Origin of the sequence: Amycolatopsis plumensis (assembly GCF_042652605.1) — a bacterium.
GTDB classification, from domain to species: domain Bacteria; phylum Actinomycetota; class Actinomycetes; order Mycobacteriales; family Pseudonocardiaceae; genus Amycolatopsis; species Amycolatopsis plumensis.
This window is the reverse complement of the sequence record NZ_JBHSJY010000001.1, coordinates 790,295-814,783: the sequence shown is the minus strand read 5'-3', so window position 1 is coordinate 814,783 and position 24,489 is coordinate 790,295. Positions and strand designations below refer to the sequence as shown.

Annotated in this window: 22 protein-coding genes and 1 pseudogene; 12 read left to right on the top strand and 11 right to left on the bottom strand. The window is 72.3% G+C overall.

Annotated features, from left to right (window positions below):
* The first annotated feature begins 42 nt into the window (after positions 1 to 42).
* The 3 genes from pdxR to ACFPLC_RS03910 all read left to right on the top strand — a co-directional run bounded on the left by pdxR (position 43) and on the right by ACFPLC_RS03910 (position 4,921).
* Positions 43 to 1,443, top strand: a complete 1,401-nt coding sequence (gene pdxR / locus ACFPLC_RS03920; RefSeq protein ID WP_378207348.1) for a MocR-like pyridoxine biosynthesis transcription factor PdxR — start codon at positions 43 to 45, stop codon at positions 1,441 to 1,443.
* 136 nt (positions 1,444 to 1,579) lie between these two features.
* Positions 1,580 to 3,160 (top strand): substrate-binding and VWA domain-containing protein, encoded by a 1,581-nt coding sequence (locus ACFPLC_RS03915; RefSeq protein ID WP_378207351.1) that lies wholly within the window; start codon positions 1,580 to 1,582, stop codon positions 3,158 to 3,160.
* Between the two features lie 12 nt (positions 3,161 to 3,172).
* Positions 3,173 to 4,921 (top strand): hypothetical protein, encoded by a 1,749-nt coding sequence (locus ACFPLC_RS03910; RefSeq protein ID WP_378207353.1) that lies wholly within the window; start codon positions 3,173 to 3,175, stop codon positions 4,919 to 4,921.
* A gap of 29 nt (positions 4,922 to 4,950) precedes the next feature.
* Here the strand turns inward: ACFPLC_RS03910 and ACFPLC_RS03905 are convergent, their stop codons facing one another.
* Entirely contained in the window at positions 4,951 to 5,688 is a 738-nt protein-coding gene (locus ACFPLC_RS03905) for a class I SAM-dependent methyltransferase (protein WP_378207356.1), read from the bottom strand.
* A 45-nt stretch (positions 5,689 to 5,733) separates the two neighbouring features.
* Here ACFPLC_RS03905 and ACFPLC_RS03900 point away from each other — a divergent pair, with 45 nt between their 5' ends.
* Complete coding sequence (locus ACFPLC_RS03900) at positions 5,734 to 9,744, top strand: alpha-(1->3)-arabinofuranosyltransferase domain-containing protein (protein WP_378207359.1); 4,011 nt, start codon at positions 5,734 to 5,736, stop codon at positions 9,742 to 9,744.
* Positions 9,745 to 9,814: 70 nt separating this feature from the next.
* Here ACFPLC_RS03900 and ACFPLC_RS03895 read toward each other — a convergent pair whose 3' ends face one another.
* A complete protein-coding gene (locus ACFPLC_RS03895; RefSeq protein ID WP_378189377.1) occupies positions 9,815 to 11,014 on the bottom strand; it encodes a lipopolysaccharide biosynthesis protein in 1,200 nt (399 codons plus the stop codon).
* Positions 11,015 to 11,084: 70 nt separating this feature from the next.
* Between ACFPLC_RS03895 and ACFPLC_RS03890 the strand changes: the two genes are divergently transcribed.
* The 3 genes from ACFPLC_RS03890 to ACFPLC_RS03880 are packed head-to-tail and all read left to right on the top strand — an operon-like array spanning position 11,085 to position 14,012.
* The gene (locus tag ACFPLC_RS03890) at positions 11,085 to 12,767 is read left to right on the top strand and encodes an MmpA family trehalose lipid delivery protein (protein WP_378189378.1); all 1,683 of its coding nucleotides are present in this window, start codon (positions 11,085 to 11,087) and stop codon (positions 12,765 to 12,767) included.
* 3 nt (positions 12,768 to 12,770) lie between these two features.
* Positions 12,771 to 12,953: a hypothetical protein gene (locus ACFPLC_RS03885; RefSeq protein WP_191313991.1), complete on the top strand. Its 183-nt coding sequence runs from the start codon at positions 12,771 to 12,773 to the stop codon at positions 12,951 to 12,953.
* A 3-nt stretch (positions 12,954 to 12,956) separates the two neighbouring features.
* On the top strand, positions 12,957 to 14,012 hold the full coding sequence (locus tag ACFPLC_RS03880; protein ID WP_378189380.1) for a hypothetical protein: 1,056 nt from the start codon (positions 12,957 to 12,959) through the stop codon (positions 14,010 to 14,012).
* A gap of 47 nt (positions 14,013 to 14,059) precedes the next feature.
* Here ACFPLC_RS03880 and ACFPLC_RS03875 read toward each other — a convergent pair whose 3' ends face one another.
* The gene (locus ACFPLC_RS03875; protein ID WP_378189603.1) at positions 14,060 to 15,193 is read right to left on the bottom strand and encodes a glycosyltransferase family 4 protein; all 1,134 of its coding nucleotides are present in this window, start codon (positions 15,191 to 15,193) and stop codon (positions 14,060 to 14,062) included.
* A gap of 161 nt (positions 15,194 to 15,354) precedes the next feature.
* On the opposite strand from ACFPLC_RS03875, the pseudogene ACFPLC_RS03870 reads away from it, so the two are divergent.
* Positions 15,355 to 16,047: pseudogene (locus ACFPLC_RS03870) on the top strand (class I SAM-dependent methyltransferase); the annotation flags it as partial.
* Positions 16,048 to 16,053: 6 nt separating this feature from the next.
* On the opposite strand, the gene pgfA reads toward ACFPLC_RS03870, so the two are convergent.
* The gene (pgfA, locus tag ACFPLC_RS03865) at positions 16,054 to 17,118 is read right to left on the bottom strand and encodes a cell envelope lipid trafficking protein PgfA (RefSeq protein WP_378189381.1); all 1,065 of its coding nucleotides are present in this window, start codon (positions 17,116 to 17,118) and stop codon (positions 16,054 to 16,056) included.
* A 271-nt stretch (positions 17,119 to 17,389) separates the two neighbouring features.
* Here pgfA and ACFPLC_RS03860 point away from each other — a divergent pair, with 271 nt between their 5' ends.
* Complete coding sequence (locus ACFPLC_RS03860; RefSeq protein WP_378189383.1) at positions 17,390 to 17,887, top strand: hypothetical protein; 498 nt, start codon at positions 17,390 to 17,392, stop codon at positions 17,885 to 17,887.
* Positions 17,888 to 17,896: 9 nt separating this feature from the next.
* Here the strand turns inward: ACFPLC_RS03860 and ACFPLC_RS03855 are convergent, their stop codons facing one another.
* On the bottom strand, positions 17,897 to 18,304 hold the full coding sequence (locus ACFPLC_RS03855; protein ID WP_378189384.1) for a RidA family protein: 408 nt from the start codon (positions 18,302 to 18,304) through the stop codon (positions 17,897 to 17,899).
* Positions 18,305 to 18,392: 88 nt separating this feature from the next.
* Between ACFPLC_RS03855 and ACFPLC_RS03850 the strand changes: the two genes are divergently transcribed.
* Positions 18,393 to 18,863: a MarR family winged helix-turn-helix transcriptional regulator gene (locus tag ACFPLC_RS03850; protein ID WP_378189385.1), complete on the top strand. Its 471-nt coding sequence runs from the start codon at positions 18,393 to 18,395 to the stop codon at positions 18,861 to 18,863.
* Here ACFPLC_RS03850 and ACFPLC_RS03845 read toward each other — a convergent pair.
* From ACFPLC_RS03845 to ACFPLC_RS03830, 4 genes are all read right to left on the bottom strand, one after another.
* Positions 18,860 to 19,072 carry a helix-turn-helix domain-containing protein gene (locus ACFPLC_RS03845; protein ID WP_378189387.1) on the bottom strand — a complete coding sequence of 71 codons (213 nt, stop codon included), beginning with the start codon at positions 19,070 to 19,072 and terminating at the stop codon, positions 18,860 to 18,862. The genes ACFPLC_RS03850 and ACFPLC_RS03845 overlap by 4 nt on opposite strands.
* Positions 19,072 to 19,551: a DUF2975 domain-containing protein gene (locus tag ACFPLC_RS03840; protein WP_378189388.1), complete on the bottom strand. Its 480-nt coding sequence runs from the start codon at positions 19,549 to 19,551 to the stop codon at positions 19,072 to 19,074. The genes ACFPLC_RS03845 and ACFPLC_RS03840 overlap by 1 nt, the downstream gene beginning before the upstream one ends.
* Positions 19,552 to 19,607: 56 nt before the next feature.
* A complete protein-coding gene (locus ACFPLC_RS03835; RefSeq protein ID WP_378189389.1) occupies positions 19,608 to 20,786 on the bottom strand; it encodes a PucR family transcriptional regulator in 1,179 nt (392 codons plus the stop codon).
* Between the two features lie 95 nt (positions 20,787 to 20,881).
* Positions 20,882 to 21,511 carry a class I SAM-dependent methyltransferase gene (locus ACFPLC_RS03830; protein ID WP_378189390.1) on the bottom strand — a complete coding sequence of 210 codons (630 nt, stop codon included), beginning with the start codon at positions 21,509 to 21,511 and terminating at the stop codon, positions 20,882 to 20,884.
* Positions 21,512 to 21,552: 41 nt separating this feature from the next.
* Between ACFPLC_RS03830 and ACFPLC_RS03825 the strand changes: the two genes are divergently transcribed.
* Entirely contained in the window at positions 21,553 to 22,020 is a 468-nt protein-coding gene (locus ACFPLC_RS03825; RefSeq protein ID WP_378189605.1) for a nitroreductase family deazaflavin-dependent oxidoreductase, read from the top strand.
* Here ACFPLC_RS03825 and ACFPLC_RS03820 read toward each other — a convergent pair.
* Complete coding sequence (locus ACFPLC_RS03820; RefSeq protein WP_191314001.1) at positions 22,010 to 22,543, bottom strand: GNAT family N-acetyltransferase; 534 nt, start codon at positions 22,541 to 22,543, stop codon at positions 22,010 to 22,012. The two genes, ACFPLC_RS03825 and ACFPLC_RS03820, sit on opposite strands and share 11 nt — an antisense overlap.
* A 129-nt stretch (positions 22,544 to 22,672) precedes the next feature.
* On the opposite strand from ACFPLC_RS03820, the gene ACFPLC_RS03815 reads away from it, so the two are divergent.
* Entirely contained in the window at positions 22,673 to 24,019 is a 1,347-nt protein-coding gene (locus ACFPLC_RS03815) for a pyridoxal phosphate-dependent decarboxylase family protein (protein WP_378189607.1), read from the top strand.
* Here ACFPLC_RS03815 and ACFPLC_RS03810 read toward each other — a convergent pair.
* Complete coding sequence (locus tag ACFPLC_RS03810; RefSeq protein ID WP_378189391.1) at positions 24,013 to 24,402, bottom strand: hypothetical protein; 390 nt, start codon at positions 24,400 to 24,402, stop codon at positions 24,013 to 24,015. The genes ACFPLC_RS03815 and ACFPLC_RS03810 overlap by 7 nt on opposite strands.
* Positions 24,403 to 24,489 lie beyond the last annotated feature (87 nt).

Sequence of the window (24,489 nt, the reverse complement as noted above, 5' to 3'; positions counted from 1 at the left end):
GAAATCTAGGGGCGATTTGAACCACGTGTAGGGTGCATTTCCGTGGCGAAAGAGTGGGTCAATTCGGGGGAGCGGCTCGGCGCCGACCTGCACCTGGAGCTGCCGGGCACCGGCGGCAAGCGGGCCGCGCTCATCGCCGCCCTGCGGGACGCCGTCCGGGCCGGCCGGCTCGCCCCGGGCACCCGCCTGCCGCCCTACCGGTCGCTGGCCGCGGACCTCGGGCTGGCCCGCAACACCGTCGCCGACGCCTACGCCGAGCTGGTCGCCGAAGGCTGGCTCACCGCCGTCCAGGGTTCCGGCACCCGCGTCGCCGAGCGCGCCGAACCGCTGAAGCCGATCCGCACCCCGAAAAAGGCGCCAGGAGCGCCGAAACCGGCGTACAACCTCCGGCAAGGACAGCCGGACGCGACGTCGTTCCCGCGCACCGAGTGGCTCGCCGCCGCGCGGCGGGCGCTGAACGTGGCTCCGCACGACGCCTTCGGCCCCGGCGATCCGCGCGGCCGCCCGGAACTGCGGGAAGCACTGGCCCAGTACCTCGCGCGGGCCCGTGGCGTGCGGACGTCCCCGGAGCGGATCGTCGTGTGCTCGGGGTTCGCCCACGCCCTGCGGCTGCTGTTCCCGGCCGTGCTGCCGGGACCGCTCGCCGTCGAGTCCTACGGTCTCGCGTTCCACCGCTCGATCTTCGCCGCCGCCGGCGTGCGCACCATCCCATTGGCCCTGGACGAACACGGCGCACGCGTCGATGACCTCGACGTCCCCGCGGTGCTGCTGACACCCGCCCACCAATTCCCGACCGGCGGCCCGCTGCACCACGACCGCCGCACCGCGGTCGTCGGCCACGTCCGCGCGACCGGCGGGGTGCTCATCGAGGACGACTACGACGGCGAGTTCCGCTACGACCGCAAGCCCGTCGGCGCGGTCCAGGGCCTCGACCCGGAGCACGTCGTCTACGCCGGTTCGGTGAGCAAGAGCCTCTCGCCCGCGGTGCGCCTCGGCTGGCTGGTGCTGCCCGGGCACCTCGTCGATTCCGTGCTCGCCGTGAAGGGCGAGCGCGAGGCGTGGGCGGGCGTGCTCGACCAGCTCACCCTGGCCGAATTCCTGGCTTCGGGCGGGTACGACCGGCACATCCGCCGGATGCGCCAGCGCTACCGCCGCCGGCGCGACCGGCTCGTCACGGCGCTCGCCGAACGGGCACCGCACGTGAAGCCGACCGGCATCGCCGCGGGGCTGCACGCCGTGCTCCGCCTCCCGCCGGGCACCGAAAGCACCGCGCTGAAGGCGGCGGCCTGGCAAGGACTGGCGCTCGACGGGCTGGCCGCCTTCCGGCACCCGGGCAGCACGATGTCCACAATGGACGGCTTGGTCGTCGGCTATGCGGCCCCGCCCGAACACGCTTACTCGGCGGCCCTCGACGCGCTGTGCCGCGCGCTGCCGCCCGCGTGAGAGCACCGCGAACCGGCCGCACCCCGCCATTTCCTCACCGGCAGCTCACGTGCCGGCGGTGACGTTCTGCTTGCGGTACTGGCTTCCCGCGCACCCGGCTGGCAAGCTGCCAGCACCTCACGAGGAAGGACGTGCATTGGCGGCACACCCGGCGCGGGCCCGGCGGATCGACGCACGGGTCGTCGTCCTGAGCGCGCTGCTGGTGGTCGCCCTGCTGGCGTGGGCCGGGGTCGACTACCTGAAGAACCGGCTGGCCGGGAGCGGCTGCGACACGAGCACCACGGTGCGCCTCACGGCCGCGCCGGACATCGCGCCGGTGCTGACCGAGCTCGCCCGGACCGTCCCGGAGCGGGACTGCTACGCCGTGGAGGTCACCGCCGGCCCGTCGACGGCCACCGCCACCGCCCTCGAAGCGAATGGCGCGAACGGCCCCGACGTCTGGGTGCCGGAGTCGAGCACCTGGCTGCTGCAGGCCCGCGACGGTGGCGCGTGGAACCTCCCCGAGTCCGGCCAGCCGGTGGCGAGCTCGCCGGTGGTGCTGGCGCTGACCGAAGACGTCGCGAAGAAAGCCGGCTGGCCGGGGAAGTCGCCGTCGTGGGCGGACGTGCTCGCGCAGAGTCCCGTCGGGCTGCCCGATCCGGGCCGGGACCCGGCCGCCATCGGCGCGCTGATCGGCCTGCAGCAACTGACCAAGGACGCGCCCGACCCGGCGGCGGCGTTCACCGAGGAGATCCGCAAGCTCTCGGCGGTGAAGGAGCCGTACTCCGCTTGGCCGGCGTCGGAACAGGCGGTGCTGTCCCGCAAGCTCGTCGCCGCCTACCCCGCCGCCGGCGTCCCGAGCTTCGACTACCCGTACGTCGTGCTGCCACGGGCTTCGGAGGCCTCGCGCACGGCGGCCGAGCGGTTCCTGCGGCTGCTGCTCGACCAGACCGCCACCAAGGCGTTCGCGGACGGCGGGTTCCGGACACCGTCCGGGCAACTGCTCGGCGACCGGCCGCGCGACACCCGCACCGACGCCGCCCGGCGCCCGGCCGGGCCGCCCGCGCCCGAAGCGATGTACGGCGTGCTCCAGTCGTGGGCCGGGGCGAACCTGAGCGCCCGCGTCCAGGTGCTGCTCGACGTGTCCGGCTCGATGGCCGCCACCGTGCCCGGCACCGGCCGCAGCCGGATGGCGCTGACGCTCGAGGCCGCGACGCAGGGGCTCGGGCTGTTCAAGCCGACCAGCGAGATCGGCCTCTGGCTGTTTTCGACCAAGCTGGACGGCACCAAGGACTACAAGGAACTGCTGCCGATGCGCTCGATCGCCCAGCAGCTCGCCGCGGGCGGGGTGGCGACGCTGCAGGCGGTGAAACCGAAGCCCGGCGGCGCGACCGGGCTGTACGACTCGATCCTCGCCGCGTACCAGAACGCCCGGCAGAGCTGGCAGCTCGGCCGGATCAACGTCGTCGTCGTGCTCACCGACGGCCGCAACGAGGACGACGACTCGATCGGGCTGCCCGGCTTGCTCGCCGAGCTCGGCCGGCTGCAGGACCCGCGGAAACCGCTGCCGGTGATCGGCATCGGCATCGGCCCGGACATCGATTCGAGCGAGCTGAAGCAGATCTCGGCCGCGACCGGCGGCGACTCCTTCACCACGCCGGACCCGCGCAAGATCTCCGACGTCTTCTACCAGGCACTGAGCAAGCTCATGTGCCAGCCGCCCGCCTGCAAGAAGTGAGGGAACCCCGTGTTGGTGGAGATCGAAAAGCCCGCGCCTCGGGTGACCCGAAGACCGTCCGCGCTGGTCTTCGCCGCGTTCGTGGCCGGGGCGGTGCCGTTCGCCTTCCACGCCTGGGCGGCGCTGCACGGCAACTTCGCGCAGGACGACTTCGTCATGACCTACCGGGCCGCCTTCGCCGGGCCGTTCGACCTCGGCTACCTCTTCCAGGACTACCACGGGCACCTGATGCCCGGCGGGTTCTTCCTGGCGGCGGTGATGACGTGGTGGGCGCCGCTGAACTTCCCGCTCATGATGGCGCCGGTGCTGCTGATGCGGGCCGCGGCGACCGTGCTGTTCTGGTGCCTGCTGGTGCGCTGCTTCGGCCGCCGCTGGGCGATCCTCGTCCCGTTCACCGTGTTCACGGCGTCGACGTTGCTGCTGGTCCCGACGCTGTGGTGGGCGTACGGCTCCCAGGTCGTCCCGGTGGTCCTGGCGGCCGCCGGTGCTCTGTACTGGCACGTCCGCTACCTGCGTGACGGCGGCCGGTGGTGGCTCGGCACGTTCCTGTGGACGCTCTTCGGGCTCGCGTTCTACGAAAAGGCCGTGGTGGTCCCGGTGCTGCTGGCCGGGGTGACCGTCCTGCTCGGACAGTCCTTCCGGGACCGGTGGCGCTACTGGGCGGGCCACGCGGTGCTGCTCGCCGCGTTCGTCGCCGGTTACCTCGCGCTGACGTCGAGCCAGGTGGCACCCGGCGGGCCGCCGATGACCGCCGGGACCGTCGCCGACCTGACCGGCCGGATGCTCGGCGACACCTTCCTGCCCGGGCTGGCCGGCGGGCCGTGGTCGGGGCCCGGTCCGGGCGCGACCTGGGCGCCGTCGCCGTTCGCGGTGGTGGTCCTGCTGATCGCCGCGGCCCTGGCGCTGCTGGTGACCGGCGTGCGCGTGGGCGGCCGCCGGGCCTGGCGGGCGTGGGCGCTGCTCGGGCTGCTGTTCGCCGTGGACGTCGGGCTGCTGGCGGCGACGCGGCTGCGCGAAGTCGGCCCGGCCGCCGGGGACGACCCGCGGTACCTCGCCGAACTGGCGTTCGTGGCCGCCCTCTGCGGTGCTTTCGCTTTCCTGCAGCCAAACGACACTGAGCCATCCGGACGCACGCGGGAGCGTCCGATCGCGCTGGTCGTGTGCGTGCTTCTGCTCGCCAGTTCCGTCGCCGGGTTTTCCCGGCTCGCCCCGGCGATGCGGTTCGACCGTTCCGGGCAGTACCTCGGGAACGTGCGCGCGGCCGTCGCGGCGGACCCGGATCTCGTCTTCTACGACAACTTCGTGCCGAACGACGTGGTCCACGAGTGGTTCGGCGCGGACTCGCAGGCGTCCCGGGTCGCCGGCCTGGTGCCCGGCACGCACTTCGACCAGCCGACCAACCGGATGCACCTGCTCGACGCGACCGGCACCCCGCACCTGATCACCGGCGTGGCCGCGGAGTCCCGCGGCCTGCCGGGACCGGTGCCGGACTGCGGGTACACGGTCGGCGAAACGCCGGTGAGCGTTCCGCTCGACAACCCGATGCTCGGCAGGCACCTGCTGAAGATCGACTACTTCACCCGTGACGGCGGGGAAGGGCTGGTCGAGCGGACGCCGGTGTGGTTCCAGGCCGGGCTGCACTCGCTGTACCTGCCGGTAGACGGCCTCTTCGACCACATCGGCGTGCAGCTGTCGAGCCCGGGCGCCCCGGTGTGCGTCGCGCGGATCGAGGTCGGCAAACCCCTCGTGAGTGGTAAGTAGGGTTCTAACCCGCTTTACCACTCACGACGTCAGTAGGGGTCGTAGGGGCTGTCGTGGCCGAGCAGCCGCGCGAGCGGCCGCAACCGCAGGCGCAGCAGCACCTTGACGACGACGTTGCGCAAGAACCACGGCAGCTGCGCCAGCACGCGCAGGCGGTCCGCCGTGGACGGTGGCGCCAGCCGGAACCGCGCCAGCGACGTGGCACGGTCCACATAGGTGTACCGCCGTCCGAAGAGGACTTTCGCGAGCGTGCCGAGCGTGACGCCGATCGAGGAAAAGCAGTCGTGGACCAGGATTTCCGCGCCCGGCGGCAGGTGTGCCGACCAGCGCAGGTCGTCGGTGTAGGTCCAGTAGTCGTGCTTGCCGTCGATGTAAAGCAGCTGTATGGGCCGATCCCAGTCAGGGCGCAGTTCCGTGCTGTAACCGGCGACGAGCTCGACGACGTCGTCCAGCCCGGCTTGGCGGATGTTGCGCTCGAACAGCCGGCGCGTCGGCGATCCGCCGAACAGGCGGCCGTCCACGAAGGGGTCGACGGCGATCACCGTGGCGCCGACCGTGCGCGCCGCCGAGCCGAGGACGATCGTGGACCTGCCCTGGTGGCTGCCGATTTCCAGGACGACATCGCCCTTCTCCAGGCGGCACACGGCGTCCCACAGCGCTTCGCCCTGGGCGCGCGTCATCCAGCCCTTGACCGGCTCGGCCAGAGCCCAGGCATCGTCGAAGGAGATGGCGCACCTGCCTGAAGTCGGGAACTGTGTCTCCAGCAAAACTGTCGGCACATGGTAGCCAGGTTTCGGCCTAGTATCTACCGGATGGTAACCGCCACCCGCGAACGGTCCCGGGACGACGCCCCGCCCTCCGGCGGCGTCCGGAAGTTTTCGGTGGGCGCGTTCTTCCGCAGGCCCAGCACGTGGATCGTGCTGGCCTTGACCACGTTGTCGTTCCTGCAGATGCCGGGGAAGACGACGTTCGACACCAAACTGGACCTCGCCGTCGACCCGCTCGCCTTCCTCGGGCGCGCCCTGCACCTGTGGAACCCCCAGGCCACCGCGGGGGAACTGCAGAACCAGGCGTACGGCTACCTGTTCCCGATGGGCCCGTTCTTCGCCCTGTGCCAGGCCGTCGGGATGCCGGCGTGGATCGCGCAACGGCTGTGGGGCGCGGTCCTGCTCTCGGCCGCGTTCGGCGGCGCGCTGCTGCTGGCGCGGGCGATGAAGATCGGCACCGAGCGCACACGGCTGGTCGGCGCGCTCGGCTACGCGCTCGCGCCGCGCATGCTGACCGAAATCGGCGGCCTGTCCGCGGAAATGCTGCCCGCGGTGCTGCTGCCGTGGGTGCTGGTGCCGCTCGTGCGGGCCGGGGCGATCGGCTCGCCGCGGCGGGCCGCCGGGCTGTCCGCGCTGGCCGTGCTGGGCATGGGCGGCGTCAACGGCGCGATGGTGGTGATGGCGCTCGTCCTGCCGGGACTGTGGTTGCTGACCCGCCGGTGGACGCGGGCGCACGTCGAGCTCGTGCTGTGGTGGTTCGTCTTCGTCGTCGGGGCGACGCTGTGGTGGATCCTGCCGCTGCTGCTGCTCGGCGAGTACAGCCTGCCGTTCCTGGACTACATCGAGTCCGCGACGAACACCACCGCGCCGATGTCGCTGTTCGAGGTGCTGCGCGGGACCAACCAGTGGGTCGCCTACGTCGTGCAGGGCACGCCGTGGTGGCCGGGCGGCTGGTCGCTGATCGACAACCCGGTCCTGATGCTCGCCACCGGGCTCGTCGCCGGCGTCGGCCTGTTCGGGCTGACCCGGCGCGGCCTGCCCGAACGGCGGTTCCTCGTGCTCGGCGTCGTCACCGGGCTGACCCTGCTGACCATCGGCTACGTCGGCTCGCTCGACAGCCCGCTCGCCGAGCAGGTCCGGCACCTGCTCGACGGGCCGCTCGCCCCGCTGCGCAACGTGCACAAGTTCGAGCCGGTGCTGCGGCTGCCGCTGATGCTGGCGTTCGTGCACGGCATCGCCGTCCCGGTTCCGGTGAAGTCCGTGCGCCGGTTCCTGCGGCCCGCGCTGGGCCTGCTGCTGGTGCTGGTGATGGCCGCGCCGGCGTGGCTGCTGAACCTGCGCTCCGGCCCGGGCTGGGACGCGGTGCCCGGCTACTGGTACGACGCGATGGGGTACGTCGCCAAGGCGGATCCAAACGCGCGGACGCTGCTGCTGCCGGCCACCGGGTTCGGCGAGTACGAGTGGGGCCGCACGGTCGACGAGCCCGCGCAGGCGATCGCGCGGAGCCCGTGGGCGGTCCGCAACCAGGTGCCGCTGGGGTCCGAAGGCAACACGCGGCTGATGGACTCCGTGGACGCGGCGCTCGCCGACGGCCGCGGCGACCCCGGGCTCGCCGCGCTGCTCGCGCGCTCCGGGTACCGGTTCCTGCTGCTGCGCAACGACATCGACCGCGAGCGGACCGCCGCCCCGCCCATCGCGACCCTGCGGGCCGGGCTGGCCGGCTCGCCGGGCATCGCGAAGGCGGCCGAGTTCGGGCCCCTCGAGGTCTACGAGGTGCGCAAGCCGGTGCCGCTCGCCGCCGCGACGTCCACAACGGACGTCCCGACGGTCAGCGGTGGCCCGGAGAACCTGCTGCCGCTGATCGACTCCGGCCAGCTCGACCCGGCGACGCCGACGGTGCTCACCGGCGACGGCGGATCGCCGGGTGGGCCGCGGCTGGTGACCGACGGCCTGCGCCGGGCCGAGCGGAACGTCGGCGGCGTCCGCGACAACCTCAGCCAGACCCTGACCGCCGGCGAGGCCTACCGCCAGCAGCGCGCGGCGGGCGACCTGCTCCCGTTCCCCGGACCGGAGCACCAGACCGTGGCCGCCTACCGGGGCATCCGCTCGGTGACCGCGTCGACCGCGGCGTCGTTCGCCGACGCCTTCGGCGGGTCCGATCCCTCGCACCAGCCGTTCGCGGCGATCGACGGCGACCCGCGCACGGCGTGGCACTCGTCGTCGTTCACCGGGCCGATCGGCCAGTGGCTCGAGGTCGAACTGGACACCCCGCGCCTGGTGACCTCGGTGAACCTGCAGCTGGTGGACGACCTGCGGGTGGGCTGGCCCGCCACCAGGATCCGGATCACCACCGACAACGGCTCGGTCGACCAGCCGGTGATCCGCGGCGCCGGGCCGCACGAGTACTCCGTGGCCGGCGGCGTCACCCGCAAGGTGCGGATCACACTGCTGTCGCTGGTGGTCGGGCGGCAGGACGGCAACGTCGGCATCGCGGAGCTGCAGATCCCCGGTACCGAACCGCAGCGGGCCCTGGAAGTGCCCGCCGACCTGCCCACCGGGCCGGCGCCCGGGTTCGCGTTCACGCGCGGCCCGCAGCCGCGGTACGCCTGCCTGCCCCTCGGTGCCGCCGTGCGGTGCGACGCCGCCGCGGCCCGCGACGGCGAGGAACCCGACGGCATCCGGCGGTTGTTCAGCACCCCGGCCGAGCAGACGTACCTGGTCGGCGGCACGGTGCTGCCGGCCGGCGGTGGCCGCAACCCGGTGTCGCTGCCCGGGGTCACCGTGGCGTCGACGTCCCAGCTGGGCGGCGACCCGGCGGCCGCGGGGTTCGCGGCGGTGGACGGCGATCCCGGTACGACGTGGCGCCCCGACGTCACCGACCTGCGGCCGGCGCTGACGCTCGGGTGGGCGGCACCGAAGCGGATTTCGGGGCTGCACATCGCGGTTTCGCCGTCGAGCGGGGCGCGGGCGCCGCGGCAGGTGCAGCTGGTGGGCCGGTCGGGGACGCGGACCGTGCAGCTCGACGCGGGCGGGTCCGCGTCCTTCGAGCCACTGGACACCGACCAGCTGCAGCTCGTGCTGCCGGGCGACGACGACGATCCCGCGGCGCGCGCGGTGGTGGGCATCGGCAGCCTCACGCTGTCCGGCAGCGACGGCCTGCTCCCCGCGCCGGACCCGGCGTTCACGGTGCCGTGCGGCTCCGGGCCGAACGTCCACCTGGACGGGCTGGACTACCGGACGTCGGTGCAGGGCAAGCTGTCCGACATCACCGCGCACCGGCCCCTGTCCCTGGGGATGTGCCGGGATTCCGAGGGCGGCATCGCGCTGCCGGCCGGCGGGCACGAGCTGCGGACGGACCGGTCGGAGTCGTTCGTGGCCCAGGACCTGTGGCTGCGCCCGGCGGGTGCCGCGGCGCCGCCGGTCCACCGCGCGGTGCAGGTGGACGACTGGGGCGCGGCGTCGCGGTCGGTGACGGTGGGCCCGGGTGCGGAGGCGGTGCTGGCCGTCCCCGAGAACGCGAACGCCGGCTGGACGGCCACTTTGGACGGTCAGCAGCTGACCCGCACCCGCGTGGACGGCTGGCAGCAGGCGTGGATCGTCCCGGCGGGCGCGGGCGGGGTGGTGTCGCTGTCGTTCACCCCGGACGCGCACTACCGGCTGAGCCTGCTGATCGGCGCGGCGGCGGTGCTGGTGTTGCTGGTGGGCGTGGCGTGGCCGGCACGACGGCGCCGGTTCACGATCCCGGCGGGCGGTGGCGGGACACCGGTCGTGCTGATCGGGTTGCTGGTGGCGCTGGGCGGGATGCTGCCGGTGGTGCTGCTGATCGCCTGCCTGCTGGCCCGCCAGTTCTCGGAGCGGGCCCCGAGGTACCTGGCGTTCGGCGGCATGGCAGTGGCGGCGGTTGTGTCGGTGACGGGCCGGATCCTGGGCCACGGCCAGGACTGGGCGTACGGCCCGGTCACGCAGGCAGCGCTCCTGCTGGCCGCGGCCGCGACGGTGGCGACGTGCGTGGACTGGTTCGTCCGCAAGGAAAACCCGACCGAGCCGACCGCCTGACCCCGCGCTTCGCCAGCCCCGGATGCAGTGAATGACTCATTCCTGGCGTCCGACGCCAGGAATGAGTCATTCACTGCATCCGGGGCCGGAACTCGAGAAACGCCCCGGCCACGGCCAGCGCGCCCGCGGTGCCGGCCGCCGCCGTGACCACCTGGGCGGGTGACCCGTGCAGCCACGTCGTGATCAGCAGTGCCTCGGCACCGACCGCCGACCACATCAGCAGCGTCACCCGGCGGTCGCCGTCCGCCAGGCGGGCGTACAGCAGGATCTGGACCAGCGCCAGCATCGAACCCGCCAGCGCGAACGGCCACACCGGCATCGCGCTCCCCGCGTACTTCGCCCCGCCGATCAGGCCCAGCAGCGACGGCCCGAGCACCAGCGACACGAGGAGCACCAGCGCGTCCAGGCCGCCGCACACCAGCAGCGCCACCGGCAGGACCCGGCGACGGCGGTCGGACACCGCGAACCGCGGCAGCACCAGCACGCCCACCGCCTGCGGCAGCCAGTACGCGATCTTCGTGACGATCGCCCCCAGCGCGTACTCGCCCGCCGCGCCCGCCGGAAGCGTGTGGCGGGCCAGGACCAGGTCCAGGTTGACCAGCAGCACCAGCGCGAGCATCGCCTGTGCGGTGTGGAAGACCTCGCCGCCGTGGCGGTCGGCCCAGCGGGGCCGCGGGCGGCCGCAGAGCTGCCAGCCCGCCACGACCACCGCGAGCGAACCGATCGCCGCCCCGGCGAGTGCCCCGGTCGGGGACCCCGAGACCACCAGCCCCACCAGGGAACCGCCGACCTTGCCCACGCCCTCCAGCGCGATCAGGCCGGAGAGCACCGCGAACCGGTGGCTGCCCTGCAGGAGACCGTGGAACACGCCCAGCAGCGTCAACGGCCCCAGCGCGGCCGTCACCAGCAGCGCCGGGGCCAGCGAGCCCAGGTGCAGCAGGAGCACCAGCAGCGGGCTCAGCGTCAACGCCGTCGTCGCGACGATCGCGCTCGTCACCAGGCCGAGCGCGAACAGCGAACCGTGCGCAAGCGACGGCGAGCGCGCCACCCGCAGGGCCACCACCGTCTGCAGGCCCATCGCCGGGACGACGCCGATCACCAGCACCGCCAGCAGCGAGCTCAGCTCCCCGAACGCGCCGGGCGCGAGGATCCGCGCGGCCGCCAGGCTCAGCACGTAACTGGCCGCGTTGTTGCCCGCGAGCGCGAGCGAGACGAGGATCGCCGCGACCCGGTTGCCGGTCCGGGCCGGGACTTCGGTGTCTACGCTCAACGGCGGGCTCCCATTACCGGCGGGTAATGACCAGGGACGATAACCGCGCGCGCACCGGAAAGGAAGGCCCGTGAACGCACCGAGCAGGCGGGCGGCCCTTCCCGTGCTGGCCGCCGCGCTGGCGTTCGCCGTCTGCGCGCCCCTGCTCGGCCGCGGCTTCGTGCTGAGCTACGACATGGTGTTCGCACCACGGCAGTACTTCGTGCCGGACGCCTTCGGGGTCGGCAGCACGCTGCCGCGGTCCGTCCCCGCCGACGCCGCCGTCGCGCTCGCCACCACCGTGCTGCCCGGCGACCTCGTCCAGAAGGTCGTCCTGCTCCTGGCGATCTTCTGCGCCGCACTCGGCGCCGGACGGCTCGTCCCCACCGAGCACCTGGGCACCCGGCTCGTCGCGGCGACGGCGTACGCCTGGACGCCGTACGTCGCCGAACGGCTGTTCATCGGGCATTGGCCGCTTCTGCTGACGTACGCGGCCCTGCCGTGGATCGTCCTCGCCGGGCTGGCCGTGCGAGCGCACGAACCCGGTGGCCTGCCGAGATCGGTGCTCGCCTGTGCCCCGGCCGTGCTGACCCCGCCGGGCGGTGTCCTCGCGGCCGCCGTCATGGTCGTGGCCGCCGGTTCGCGGCGGCTCTGGCAGACGGTTCCGCTCGCCCTCGTGCTCAACCTGCCCTGGCTCGTCCCGGCGTTCCTCAACGCCGGCGGCACGTTCTCCGACCCGGACGGCGTCACGGCGTTCAGCGCGCGCGCCGAAAGCTGGGGTCCCGCGCTGCTGAGCGTGCTCGGGCTCGGGGGCATCTGGAACGCCGAAACCGTGCCCGTCAGCCGGGGCGTGCCGCTGGTGCCGGTGCTGACGCTCGTCGTCGTCGCCATCGCGATCGCCGGGCTCCGGCCGCTGGCGCAACGCTGGGGGACGGCGCCGGTCCGGTCCCTGACCGCACTCGGCGTCCTGGGGGTTCTCCTGGCCTCGCTGGCGACCTTGCCGGGCGGGACCGCGCTGCTGACCGCCGCGACGCGGTCCGTGCCCGGTGCCGGGCTGCTGCGTGACGCGCAGAAGTGGGTGGCGTGGTGGGCGTTGCCGCTCGCGCTGGGCTTCGCGCTGGCCGTCGAATTCGCCGCGGCGAAGCTGAAAACCGCGCGAGGCCGAGTCGCCCTGGTGGTGGCGGCGGCCGTTTTCCCGCTGCTGACCATGCCGGACCTCGCGTGGGGCGGCTGGGGACGGCTCGGCACCGCACAGTACCCGGCCGACTGGCAGGCAGTGTCCGAAAAGCTCGGTGACCGGCCGGGAGACGTGCTCGTGCTGCCGCTTTCGGCGTTCCGCGGGTTCGCCTGGAACGACGACCGGACCCAGCTCGACCCGGCGCCGCGTGCGCTGCCGAAACCCGTGCTGATGGACGACACGCTGCAGGTCGGTGCCGAGCGCGTCGACGGCGAGGACCCGAGGATCGGCGACGTCCGCGCCGCGACCTCCGCGCGGGAGCTCACCGACGCGGGCATCGGCTGGATCCTCGTCGAGCACGGGACACCGGGGTACGTCGACCCGCAGTTGCTTTCCGGCGCGACACCGGCGTGGTCGGGTGATTGGCTGACGCTGTACCGGACCCCGGGTGAGCCGGCGGTGAAAGCGGTCTCGTGGACGCCGGTGTTGCTGGCGAACGGAGTAGCGTTGACGTTGCTGTGCGTCGCAGTGTTGTGCCGCATGTTACCGATGCGTACATTGGGCCGCGGCAGGATTCTCCCGCCGCGGAAGGAGTGACACGTGGGCACGGTCATCGGCGCGGTCGTCGCCGTCATCATCGGCGGCGGAGCGGCGACAGCGGGCGGTTTCGCCCTCATCACGACGGCCGACCCGGACACCGCCGCTCCGGTGCAGGAGAAGCTCAACGCGCAGGTGAAGTACAACCCTGCCGACTTCCCGCTCAAGCTCTACGGCGACCGCTGACGCGTGACCCGGCTCGCCTCCGACCACGCCCACCGCGTCGTCGGGCTCTACGGCGACCCCACCGTTTCCTGGAGCATCCTCCTCGAAGCGGAACTCGGCGCGGCCGCACCGGAACCGGAGAAGCTCCGCGCCCGGCTGGCGGCCGCGATCCAGCAGTACCCGCACCTCGGCTCGCTGCCGGAAGTCGAGCCATGCGATGACTTGACCGCCGTCCGGGACCGCTTCGCTTCCGCGCCCTACGAACGCGGTGCGCCGCTCGTCCGCGTCGCCGCCGTCGAACGGGTGCTGCTCGTCGCCGCGCACCACGGTGCCCTCGACGGCCTCGGCCTGCTCTCGCTGCTCGGCATCCTGCTCGACGTCCCGGTTTCCTCGGCGGCGCGGGGGATCGGTGCGCGCACGGGCGGCAAACCCTTTGCGATTTCGGCCCTCCAGAGACTCGCTGAGGCGCTTTTCGCGCCACCGGGCCGGATTGCCCCGGATCGTGGGCACGAGAGCCCGGGAGACGTCTTCGTGGCCGGTCACGAGCCGCGGCTGCGGCTGGGGGCCGCGGGATTCGTCGCGGCCGCCGCCCACGCCACCGAACGCTGGAACCGCGCGCACGGGGCCCGCACCGCCCGCGTTGTGGCCGCCTTGGGCGCGTCGCGCCGGTCCGGCGCGGCGCCGGAACCGGTGCACGACAGCGCGTTCTTCCGGCTGCGGCTGGCGCGTGGCGCGGACGTCGCCGCGGTGCTCGCCGCGCAGCCGCCGGAGCCGGACTTCCCGGCCCGCAGCAGCCGCGTCGCCCGGCTGGGCACCCGGCTGCTGGCGAGCAGGCTCGGCTCGACGTTCCTCGTCTCGAACCTCGGAGTGGTGTCCGCCGGGGACACCGTGCGGTCACTGGCATTCTACCCGGCGGCGAGCGGCCGCTCGGGCGTGGCGTTCGGGGCGGCGACGACCGGCGGGACCACCACGGTCACCGTGCGGGCTCGCCGCCGGGACTTCGACGCCGCGGCCGCCGGGCGGCTCCTGGAGGAGTTCCGGGCCGCGGTACGGGACCAGACGGCGCGACCACCGCAGTGAATGACTCATTCCTAGCGTCCGACGCCAGGAATGAGTCATTCACTGCATCAGGTCGGCTGCCGGGCGAGCGCCGGGGCCAGGGTGCGGGGGCGGGGGACCGGCTGGCCGGAGACGTCCCGCACCAGTGACTCGAACCGGTTGATGCTCGCGTCCCAGCTGTACCGCCCGGCCCGCTCGGCGCCCGCCAAGCCCATTTCCGTGCGCCGCAGCCCGTCGGCGAGCAGGCCGTCGACCTGCGCGGTGAAATCGTCGAAGTCGTCGGCCAGCAAGCCGGTCCGGCCCTCCACAATGGACTCGGTCACGCCGCCGGCGGCGCGGTAGGCGACCGAGGGCACGCCGTGCGCCGCGGCCTCCATGATGACGATGCCCCAGCCCTCCTTGACCGACGGGCACAGGTGCAGCCACGACCGCGCGAGGACCTCGTGCTTGGCCTGCTCGTCGACCCAGCCGTGCAGCACGACCCGGTCGGCGACCCCGCGCGAAGCGGCGTGGGCGCGCAGCACCTCGTCCCACGGTCCCTGGCCGACCACCTCCAGCCGCAGCGACGGCCAGCGCGGTGCGAGCCGCGCGACGACGTCGATCGCGTGCTCGATCCGCTTGTGCGGCACCAGCCTGCTCACCGCGACCAGCGTCGGTTCGCGGTCCCGTTCCGACGTGCACGGCGGGGGCGCGTCGAGGCCGTTCGGGACCACCGTGACCCGGTCGCCTTCGATGCCCAGCTCCGCCAGTTCCGCCTTGGTGACCTCGGAAACCGTGACGTAGGAGCACCGGCGGAACAGCCACGGCGCCAGCCGCGACTCGATCCACCAGCCGACCCGGCCCAGCGTCTCGCCGAGCGCGCTGATCCACTGTTCCTTGTGGACGTGGTGCACGAGCACCAGCACCGGGCAGCCGGCGACCAGCCGGGCGAAGAACGGCATGCCGTTCTGCACGTCCACCACGAGGTCGGCGCGGGCCCGGCGGATCGCGCGCAGCGCGTGGGCGTAGACGCCGAACTTGTTGCCGCGCCGCCGGTAGCGGACGCCGTCGCGCCACTCGCCCGCCGTCGCACCCGGGTAGGCGGCGCACTGGATCTCGACCCGGTACCCCGCTCTGGCCAGGCCTTCGGCCATCCGCTCGACGTACCGCTCCGAGCCGCCGCCTTCGGGGTGGCCGGTGTCGCGCCAGTTGAGCAGGAGCACACGAGGACGTTGCATCGGGTTTTTCCAAACTGTAGCGACGGTGCTAGGTTACTGGTGCGTACACCTTAGATGAACGTATTCGGGAAAGCGACGGTTCAATGGTGGGCAATCCGGTTTTTGTCGCGACGGCGCAGCCGCATCGCGCCACGCTCCGCCGGTCGGTGACCCTGTTCCGGACATTCCTCACCGAACAGACCGACCCCGACGGCTTCTATTCCGCGCTCGCCGCCGACTCCGTCCGGCAATTGGCGTCGCACGCTCCGCTGCCGGGGCGGACGGTGCTCGACGTCGGCGGTGGCCCGGGCTATTTCTCCGACGCCTTCCGCGCGGCCGGCGCGGTCTACCTCGGCCTCGACCCGGACGTCGGCGAGCTGTCCGCCCGCGGCGAGCCGGGAGAGAACATGATCCGCGCCAGCGGCACGGAACTGCCGGTGCGCAGCGGTTCCGTGGACATCTGCTACTCGTCGAACGTGCTGGAGCACGTCTCCGAGCCGTGGGTCATGCTCGACGAGATGTGCCGGGTGACCAAGCCCGGCGGCACGGTCTTCGCGTCGTTCACGCCGTGGTATTCGCCGTGGGGCGGTCACGAGACCGCGCCGTGGCATTTCCTGGGCGGCTACTACGCCCGGCAGCGTTATGCCAGGAAACTCGGGAAGCAGCCTAAGAACAAATTCGGGGAAAGCCTGTTCCCGGTTTCGGTCGGCGCTGCGCTTCGCTGGGCGAAAACGACGCCGGTCGCCGACCTGGTGGCCGGGTATCCGCGGTACCACCCGAGCTGGGCGATGTGGATCGTGCGGATTCCCGGCCTCCGGGAAATCGCCTCCTGGAATCTGGTCCTGGTCCTGCGGAAGCGCTCAACCTCAGGTCTGGGCGAACACGACCTGGCGGCGCTGCCGCGGGGCCGGCGGCGGGGCCGGACGCCGCCGGACCAGCAGGACGATCGCCACGACGATCAGTACCCCGCCGCCGATGCCGAGCCAGAGCGGGCCGGTGCTCGACAGGAACTCCAGCTTGCCCTTGTTCTCGTCGATCTGGTCGACCATCTGCGCGATCGTCTTGCCGTTGTAGGCCAGCGTCCCGTCGAACACGACGGTCGGGTTGCCGATGACCGGACGCAGTTCCTGGTGCTGCTGTTGCTGCTGCTTCACCTCCACGCCGGTGACCGGCTCCACCCACATCGTGTTGACACCTCGGTAGTACAGGTCCGCGTCGACGCTCGAATCGGCGACACCGACCAGCGAGCCGGGCACCGACTTCGTCTCGAGCTTGGTGTCCGGGATGTTCTGGACGAACTTGTACGTCTCGATCCCGTTCACCTCTTCGGTCCCGGTGTACCGGGCGGTGACGGCCTTGCCGGTGTTGTCGTCGTAGACCTGGTAGTCCTTCTGCTCGGTGCCGAAGGGGAACTTGAAGTTCAGGCCGGGCTGCGCCTGGTACACGTTCTGCTCGGGCGGCTTCTGGCCGTCCTTGTCGGCCTTGTCCGCGAGCTCGGTGACGTAGCTGCTTTCCCTGGTGCACTTCGGGTCGGCATCTCCGCGCGGGTCGTAGCCCTCGGCGGTGCGCCGGTCGAAGCAGACCTGCCGCTTGCTCGCGCTGAGCACGGTGCCGTCATCGTCGTCCTTGACCTGCACCGCGAGCAGCCAGACCGCGTAGTCGGTGTCCTGGCGCATCTCCGGCCGCGCGAAGTTCGCCTGCACGCGGGCGGTCGCGGTCAGCTTCCGGTTCTCCCGGATCTCGGTGACCGGGCCGGTGCCCTTGTCGGTCACGGCGAGGACCTTGCTCGCGGTGCCTTCCAGCACCGACGTCGAATCCTGGTCGAGCGGCACCTTGGCGAGCTTCGGGTAGACGTAGGTCGGCAGCAGCACCGCCCCGGCGACCGCGAAGACCCCCAGCGCCAGCAAGATCAGGCCCAAAGCTCGTCGCAACGGTCCTCCTGGGTCGTACTCCGGACAGCCAAATTACCCGGCGGTAATCAGGTGCACGGATAGTGGCCCGCGCCACGTCGCGCGTCAAAGTGTGACCGGCGGTCACAGACGCCCGCTGCCACCGGAAGGGGGCATGGGCGCGGCCGTTCGGACCAAGCGGCCAAACATGTTTGTTCCCGGGCACAACGGGCACCGGCCCACCATCGGACGATCCGCACGCCGCCGCGCCGGACCCCGAAGGAGAACCCCCCTTTTGCCCCAGGACCCATCGATGGTCGCCATCGCGGCGACCGCGCGCTGGCGGGCCCGGATCGTGGCGGCCGCCGCGAGCGCGGGGATCAGCATCGCCGACCCCCAGGCGGGCGTGCCCGGTATCCGGGTGCTGACCTGTGCCTCGGGTGACCTCGGCGCGATCGTGCCCCACCTCGTCCGCGACGACGCCTCACCCCGGCCCGCGATCGGCGCCCATTCGGACTCCATCGCCGACCGCGAGCTGCGGGACGCGGTGGCGGACGTCGCGGCGCTGCTTTCGTTGCACGGCAACGTGGTGCTCGACCTCGACGCGGGCGGCGGCCGCCACCGCCCACCGCGGCCGGACGTGGTGGTGTCGGCCGGAGTGGACCGTCCGCAGTGGACGGAACCGGCGGTGACGCTGCCGGTGGGGAGAAGCCGGCACGGCAGCCCGCTCACGGTGGCGCTCACGGCGGGCCCGGGCTTCGAGGCCACGCTGCTGGAACTGGCCCGCCTGGTCGAGGCCGACGCGGCTTAGCCTCGCGGCTCAGGCTTGGCCGAGAATCGCCGTCGCGCGAATCTCTACTCGCATCCCCGGTGCGCCCAGTGCCGCCACGCCGAGCTGTGTCCAGATCGGTGCCCGGTCGCCCATCCGCTTCCTGAACTGCTCCACCATCACCCGCGTGTGCTCATCGCCGATCGTGTCGTCGGCCGTCGGGATGTGGAAGGAATCCACCGATACCACGTCCGCCCAGGTGGCGCCGGCCGTCGCCAGGGTGCGCTCGACGTTGTCGAACGCCCGGATGATCTCCTCCTCGAGGTCCGCCGGGAACACCGTGTCGTCGTCCCAGCCGCCCTGGCCCGAGATCTCCACCCGGTCGCCGATGCGGACCGCTTGGCTGTAGTGCAGGGCCGCCAGGTGCTTGGGGCCGTAGCCGGGGGTCACGAAGAACATGGGATTTCCTTCCGTTGACTTCAAGCTTGAAGTCAACGTAGCACAACTTCAAGCTTGAAGTCATCGCACGGCGGATAGGGTGCCACTCATGGCCACGGATCACGAAGGCCCGCGCTGGCTCAGTCCCGCCGAGAAGGAAGCCTGGACCGGGCTGGTCTCGCTCATCCTGCTGCTCCCGGGCCGGCTGGAGGCGCCGTTGCAGCACGAAGCCGGCCTGACGCTCTTCGAGTACCTTGCGCTCAGCCACGTCTCGGAGGCGCCCGAACGCCGCCTGCGGATGAGCGAACTGGCCTACCTCGCCAACGGTTCCCTCTCGCGGCTGTCCAATGTGGTCAAGCGGTTCGAGCACCGCGGCTGGGTGCGGCGCTCGCCCGACCCGGACGACGGCCGGTACACCCTGGTCGCCCTCACCGACGCCGGGTTCGAGGTCGTCGAAAAAGCCGCGCCGACGCACGTGCGCAGCGTCCTGGACGTCCTCGACCCGCTCACCGCGGCCGACCAGCAGGCGCTCGCCCGGATCGCCGCGAAGCTGCGCGTGCGACCTTCCGACCTCGGCTAAACGTCTTCCTCGACCCATTCCAGCAGGTCGCCGGGCTGGCAGCCGAGCACCCGGCACATCGCTTCCAGGGTGCTGAACCGGACCGCCTTGGCGCGCCCGTTCTTCAGCACGGCCACGTTGGCCGGCGTCAGCCCGACCTTCTCGGCGAACTCCCCGACACTCATCTTGCGCTTGGCCAGTTCGACGTCGATGCGCACGACGATCGGCATCAGATGACCGCTTCCATGTCGGACCGGAGGGTGGTGGCCTGCCGCAGCAGGGCGCGCATGACCACCATGAGCAGCCCGATCACGGTGATCGCCACGGTCACCAGGAACAGCAGCATCGGCATGCCCGGGTCATCGGCGTTGAAGCCGACGAACAGCAGCATGCCGGCGACGACCAGCCACGCGGCGGCCACGGCCCAGACGATCGCGTCGACCCACTTCAGGGACGCCGTGGTGAAGATCCGGTCCTTCTTGACCAGGGTGAGCAGCTTCCAGGTCGCGACGACCACCACCTCGGCGCACAGCACGAGGAACACCGCGATGGCGGTCAGTGGCCAGCGCAGCGGAGCGTCGTGCGGGTTCTGCTGCGCGTGGTAGGCGATGCCGCCCGGCAGCGACATCGTCTGGAAGACGACGAGGACGCCGAACAGCACCACGAGGAAGAATCTGAGCGCGGCAACGGCCCACTTCTCGGTAACCATGCGCCGACTATCGCGCGCTTCCTATCGAAAGTCAATCGGTAGTGATCGAAATACGATCAATCCGACTCGGGATCCAGACGCACCGACTCCAGCGCGACGTACAGCTCGCCGATGTCGACCGGGTCGGTGAGGTCGCGCTTGGTCAGCTCCTGCACGCGGCGCAGCCGGTAGCGGACCGTGTTGGGGTGCACGAACAACCGGTCGGCGGCCTCCTTCGCCGAGCCGTGGCCGGCGAACCACGCCAGCAGCGTGTCGAGCAGGACCTTGCGCTCCGCGGCCGGCAGGGCCAGCACGCCGGTCAGCGCCGACCGGACGACGTCGCGGGCCATCCCGGGCGCGGCCGCGACCAGCGTCGTCACCGGGGAGTCGCCGAACACCACCACCCCCGCGGTCGCCGACGGCAGGGAACGGCGGGCGATCCGGGCCCGGTGCAGGGCGTCCGGGACGTCGGGGAAGCCGGTGAAGGGCTTGCTCATCCCGGCCGCGACGGGCAGCGAACCCAGCACTTCGCGCAGCCGACGGACGTCCTCGATCCGGTCGATCGCGACCAGGCCGGCCTCGCCGCCCGGCCGCCACGCCGACCGCCAGCGCCGCGCCCGCAGCAGCGCCTCGACGGAGTCGTGCTCGTCCGGCTCGACGCGTTCGGTGACCACGGCGACGAACATGCCCGCGGTCGGCAGGCCCAGTTCGCGGGCCGCGGCCTCCATGTCCGCCTGGCCAGCGAGCCGGCCGCGCAGCAGGTCGTCCAGCAGCCGCGCGTTCGCGTGCGATGGCTCGGCCGCGACCTCTTCGTACGCCGTGGTCAGCGCTTCGGAGTAGAGGTCGATCGCCTTCCAGACGTAGGAGTTGATCTCGATCGTCCGGGTCGGGTTGAGGAACTCCGGCCCGGCGAGCTCGAGGAGCCCTTCGTAGACGAAGGTGCCGCCGATCCGGAACGCGCGCAGCACCGCGGGCAGCGGGATGCCCTGGCGCGCCTGGGCGAGCCCGGTCTTGCGGGCGGCGTCGAGGGCGAGGCCGTGGCCTTCGGCCAGTGCCGTCAGCGCGCGCTCGAGGTTGGCCCGGCAGACCTGCCGCAGCTCGCCGGGGGCGACGTCCTCGACCTGCCGGTAGAACTCGTCCTGCTCGCTGAGCAGCCGGGCCAGGCGGTCGGCGAACTCGGGGAGCCTGGCCAGCATTTCGCGCAGGAGCTCACGGTGTTCGCGAGGTACCGGCCTGGCCAGAGCTTCGATGCCCATCCCTCACTTTAGCTCGGGTCAGCCGCACGGGACATGCACGAAGTTGAGCAAAATTCATGTCCGTCGGGTGATCGATTTCGTGGGGGCTTGACGGCTCAGGCCGGTTTGCGCGCGGTCAGGTAGACGTGCGGCTCCGGGCCGGCGCCGGGGTGGTCGGGCACGAACTCGGCCGCGTCCTCGACGACGATTTCGAGGCCGGCCGCCCGCAGCCGCTCCTTGAGCGGGCCGGCGGCGAAGCTGTACGCGCGGACCGGGTGGCCCATGAAGACGATGTCGGCGCCGTCGACGTCGGCGGGCACGGTGGCGAAGACGAGCAGGCCGCCGGGCTTCAGCCAGCCCGCGATCCGGCCGATCATGGTCTCCTGCTCGGCCCGGGGCAGCTGGAGCATCGAGAAGAAGGCGGTGACCGCGTCCCAGCAGCCGTCCTCGAAGGACAGTTCGCGCATGTCCCCGAGCTCGAACCGGGCGGCGGGCACCTGGTTCCGCGCGATCTCGACCATCTTCGGGGCGACGTCGTAGCCGGTGACGTCGTGGCCCGCGGCGACAAGGAGTTCCGCGGTGGGCCGCCCGGTGCCGGCGCCGAGGTCGAGCACCTTCGACTCCGGCGGCAGCGCGTCGAGCAGCTCGGTGAGGGCGGCGCGCTGCCCGGTCGCGGTGCGGAAGGCGTGTTCGTAGTCCGTGCCGAGCGCGTCGAAGACCTCGGCGGCGGTTTCGGGGCGGGTCATGCTCGTGACCTTGCCAGACCTAGGATCGCGGCGTGGCCGGTTTGCGGGGTGTCTTCGCCGGGTTCGGCAAGAGCAGGGCGTTCGCGGTGCTCGGGCGGGCGCTCGTGCCCGCCGACCGGGTGCTGCTGCGGATCAGCGGCGGGCGGGTCGGCGTCGGCGCGGCGGTCGGGCTGCGGACGCTGCTGCTCACGACGATCGGGCGGCGCAGCGGCGAGCCCCGCCAGGTGCCGCTGCTCTACGTCGAGCGGGACGGCGGGTACGTCGTCATCGGCTCGAACTGGGGCGGCGAGGCGCACCCGGCGTGGTCGGCGAACCTGCTGGCCCACCCGGCGGCGACGGTCGCGCTGCGCGGGCGCACGATCGACGTCACCGGGCGGCTCCTGACCGGGGACGAGCGCCAGGGGATGTGGGACGCGGTCGCGGCCTATTGGCCCGCGTACGACCGGTACGCCGTGCGGGCTGCGCACCGGGACATCCGCGTCTTCCTGCTGGAGCCGGTCAGCCGATGATGTCGGTGTGCCGGATCCGGTACACCTGCAGCCGCAGGTTGTAGTACTTGTCGGTCTCGCCGACCCAGTTCATGCCGAGCCGCTTGGCGACCGCGATCGCCCGCGTGTTGTTCGGCCGCGCGACGGCGAACAGCTCTTCGGTGTCCTGGGTGAAGGCCCACTCGATCAGCGCGGTCGCGGCTTCGGATGCGTAGCCCTTGCCCCAGACGCCCGGGGCCAGCTGCCAGCTCAGTTCGAGGTCCTCTTCGAACGGCGGCAGCAGCCGGATGCCGAGGCCGCCGATCACCGCGCCGTCCTCTTTGCGCTCGATCGCCCACCGCCCGCGCGGCGGCGGCAGGTTCGGCTGCGCTTCCTGCCAGGCCTGCAGCACCGCGCGCATCGCGCCGATGTCGCCCACGCGGTCCATGGCCGGGGTCAGCCAGTGCGTGACGTCCTCCGCGCCGTAGATGGCGAACGCGGCTTCGGCGTCGGCAGGCGTCCAGTCCCGGATCACGAGGCGGTCGGTGCTCAACGGGGTCTCCATACCAGGACGCTACGCCGGGAGGCTGCCGATTGTTCCCGCCACCGATGTCGTGAATGACTCATTCATGACCGCCTACGCCATGAATGAGTCATTCAAGACGCCTCGGCCTACAGTCGGCTCGTGGACGAGATGCACGCTCTCTTGGGCCGGGCCGCCGAGCTGGCCGCCGATTACCGGGCCACCCTCGCGGACCGGCCCGTCGCCCCGCCCGTCGACCACTCCGCCCTGCGGTCGGCTTTCGGCGGCCCGCTGCCGGAGAGCGCCACCCCGCCGTCCGAAGTGCTCGAACAGCTCGCCCGCGCCGCCGGACCCGGGCTCGTCGCCACCGCCGGTCCGCGGTTCTTCGGCTTCGTCATCGGTGGCGCCCTCCCGGCCGCCACGGCCGCCGATGTGCTGGCCGCGGGCTGGGACCAGAACGGCTTCAACGCCGTCCTCTCACCTGCCGCGGCCGCCGCCGAAGAGGTCGCCGGCGGTTGGCTCAAGGAGCTGCTCGGTCTCCCGGCCACCGCCTCCGCCGGGTTCGTCACCGGCGGGCAGGCCGCGAACACCGCCGCGCTCGCCGCCGCCCGCCACCACGTGCTCGCCGAAGCCGGCTGGGACGTCGAGCACGACGGGCTCGCCGGTGCTCCGCGCGTCCGCGTCGTCGCGAGCGAAGAGCGGCACGCCACCATCGATCGCGCCCTGCGGCTGCTCGGCTTCGGCACCCGGGCCGTCGAGCCGGTCAAGGCCGGTCCACAAGGGGCGATCGACGTCGAAGACCTGCGAAAAGCGTGCGAAGCCGGGAGCGGGCCGCTGATCGTCTGCCTGCAGGCGGGAAACGTGAACACCGGCGCGTGCGACGACCTGCGCGCCGCCCGGGAAGCCGCGCCCGGCGCCTGGATCCACGTCGACGGTGCCTTCGGGCTCTGGGCCGCCGCCAACCCGGCCACCAGGGCACTCCTCGACGGCGTCGAACTCGCCGACTCCTGGGCCTGCGACGGCCACAAGTGGCTCAACGTCCCCTACGACTCCGGCTTCGTCTTCTGTGCCCGCCCGGAGGTCCACGCCGCCGCGATCGCCTACCGCGCCGCCTACCTCACCGGCGCCGGCGAGGTGTCCGGCATGGGCGACCTGACCCTGGAGTCGTCACGCCGCGCTCGCGGCTTCGCGGTCTGGGCGGCGCTGCGCGAGCTGGGCCGCGACGGCGTCGCCGAGCTCGTCGACCGCTGCTGCCGGCTGGCTCGGCGCTTCGCCGAAAAGCTCGCCGACGGCGGGGCCGAGATCGCCAACGACGTCGTCCTCAACCAGGTCCTGGTGTCCTTCGGCGGCGACACCGACGCGCTCATCCGGAAGGTCCAGGACGACGGCACCTGCTGGCTGGGCGGCACCACCTGGCGCGGCCGCCGGTACCTGCGGATCTCGGTGTCCGGCTGGTCGACGACCGAGGCCGACGTCGACCGCAGTGCCGCGGCGATCCTGCGCCTGGCGCGTCAGTGACCTTCGCGCACCGACAGCGAATCCGTCCGCCAGGCGATCTCCTTCTCGCCGCCCGTCGGCCAGCTCGACGACAGCCGGCGGCGGACACTGCCCAGCGCACCCAGCTCGGCCAGGTCGACGCCGGAACCCTGCGCGGCCAGCGTCGACACCTCGGCCGTCGTGAGGGGCACGAACTCGAAGTACTGCGCGTCTTCGCCCGCCCGGTCGACGAACTCGGTGAAGATCGCGGCGAACGACTGGCCGCACTCCGGGCACCGGCGGAGGGAGACGCTGAAGTGCGACCGCTCGACCAGGCGATGGGTCTTGTTCAGCCGGGTCGTGCAGAACGCCAGCGCGGTCAGGGCGTCTTCGCCGGAGCAGCGCGCGCAGCCGAACTCGGTCATCGGCCGATCATCGCACGTCCGTGAATCCGCGACCGGCTGGGGCGGCATCGGGAAATCCGTTGACCGTACTGATTTGACCCTGGTTTG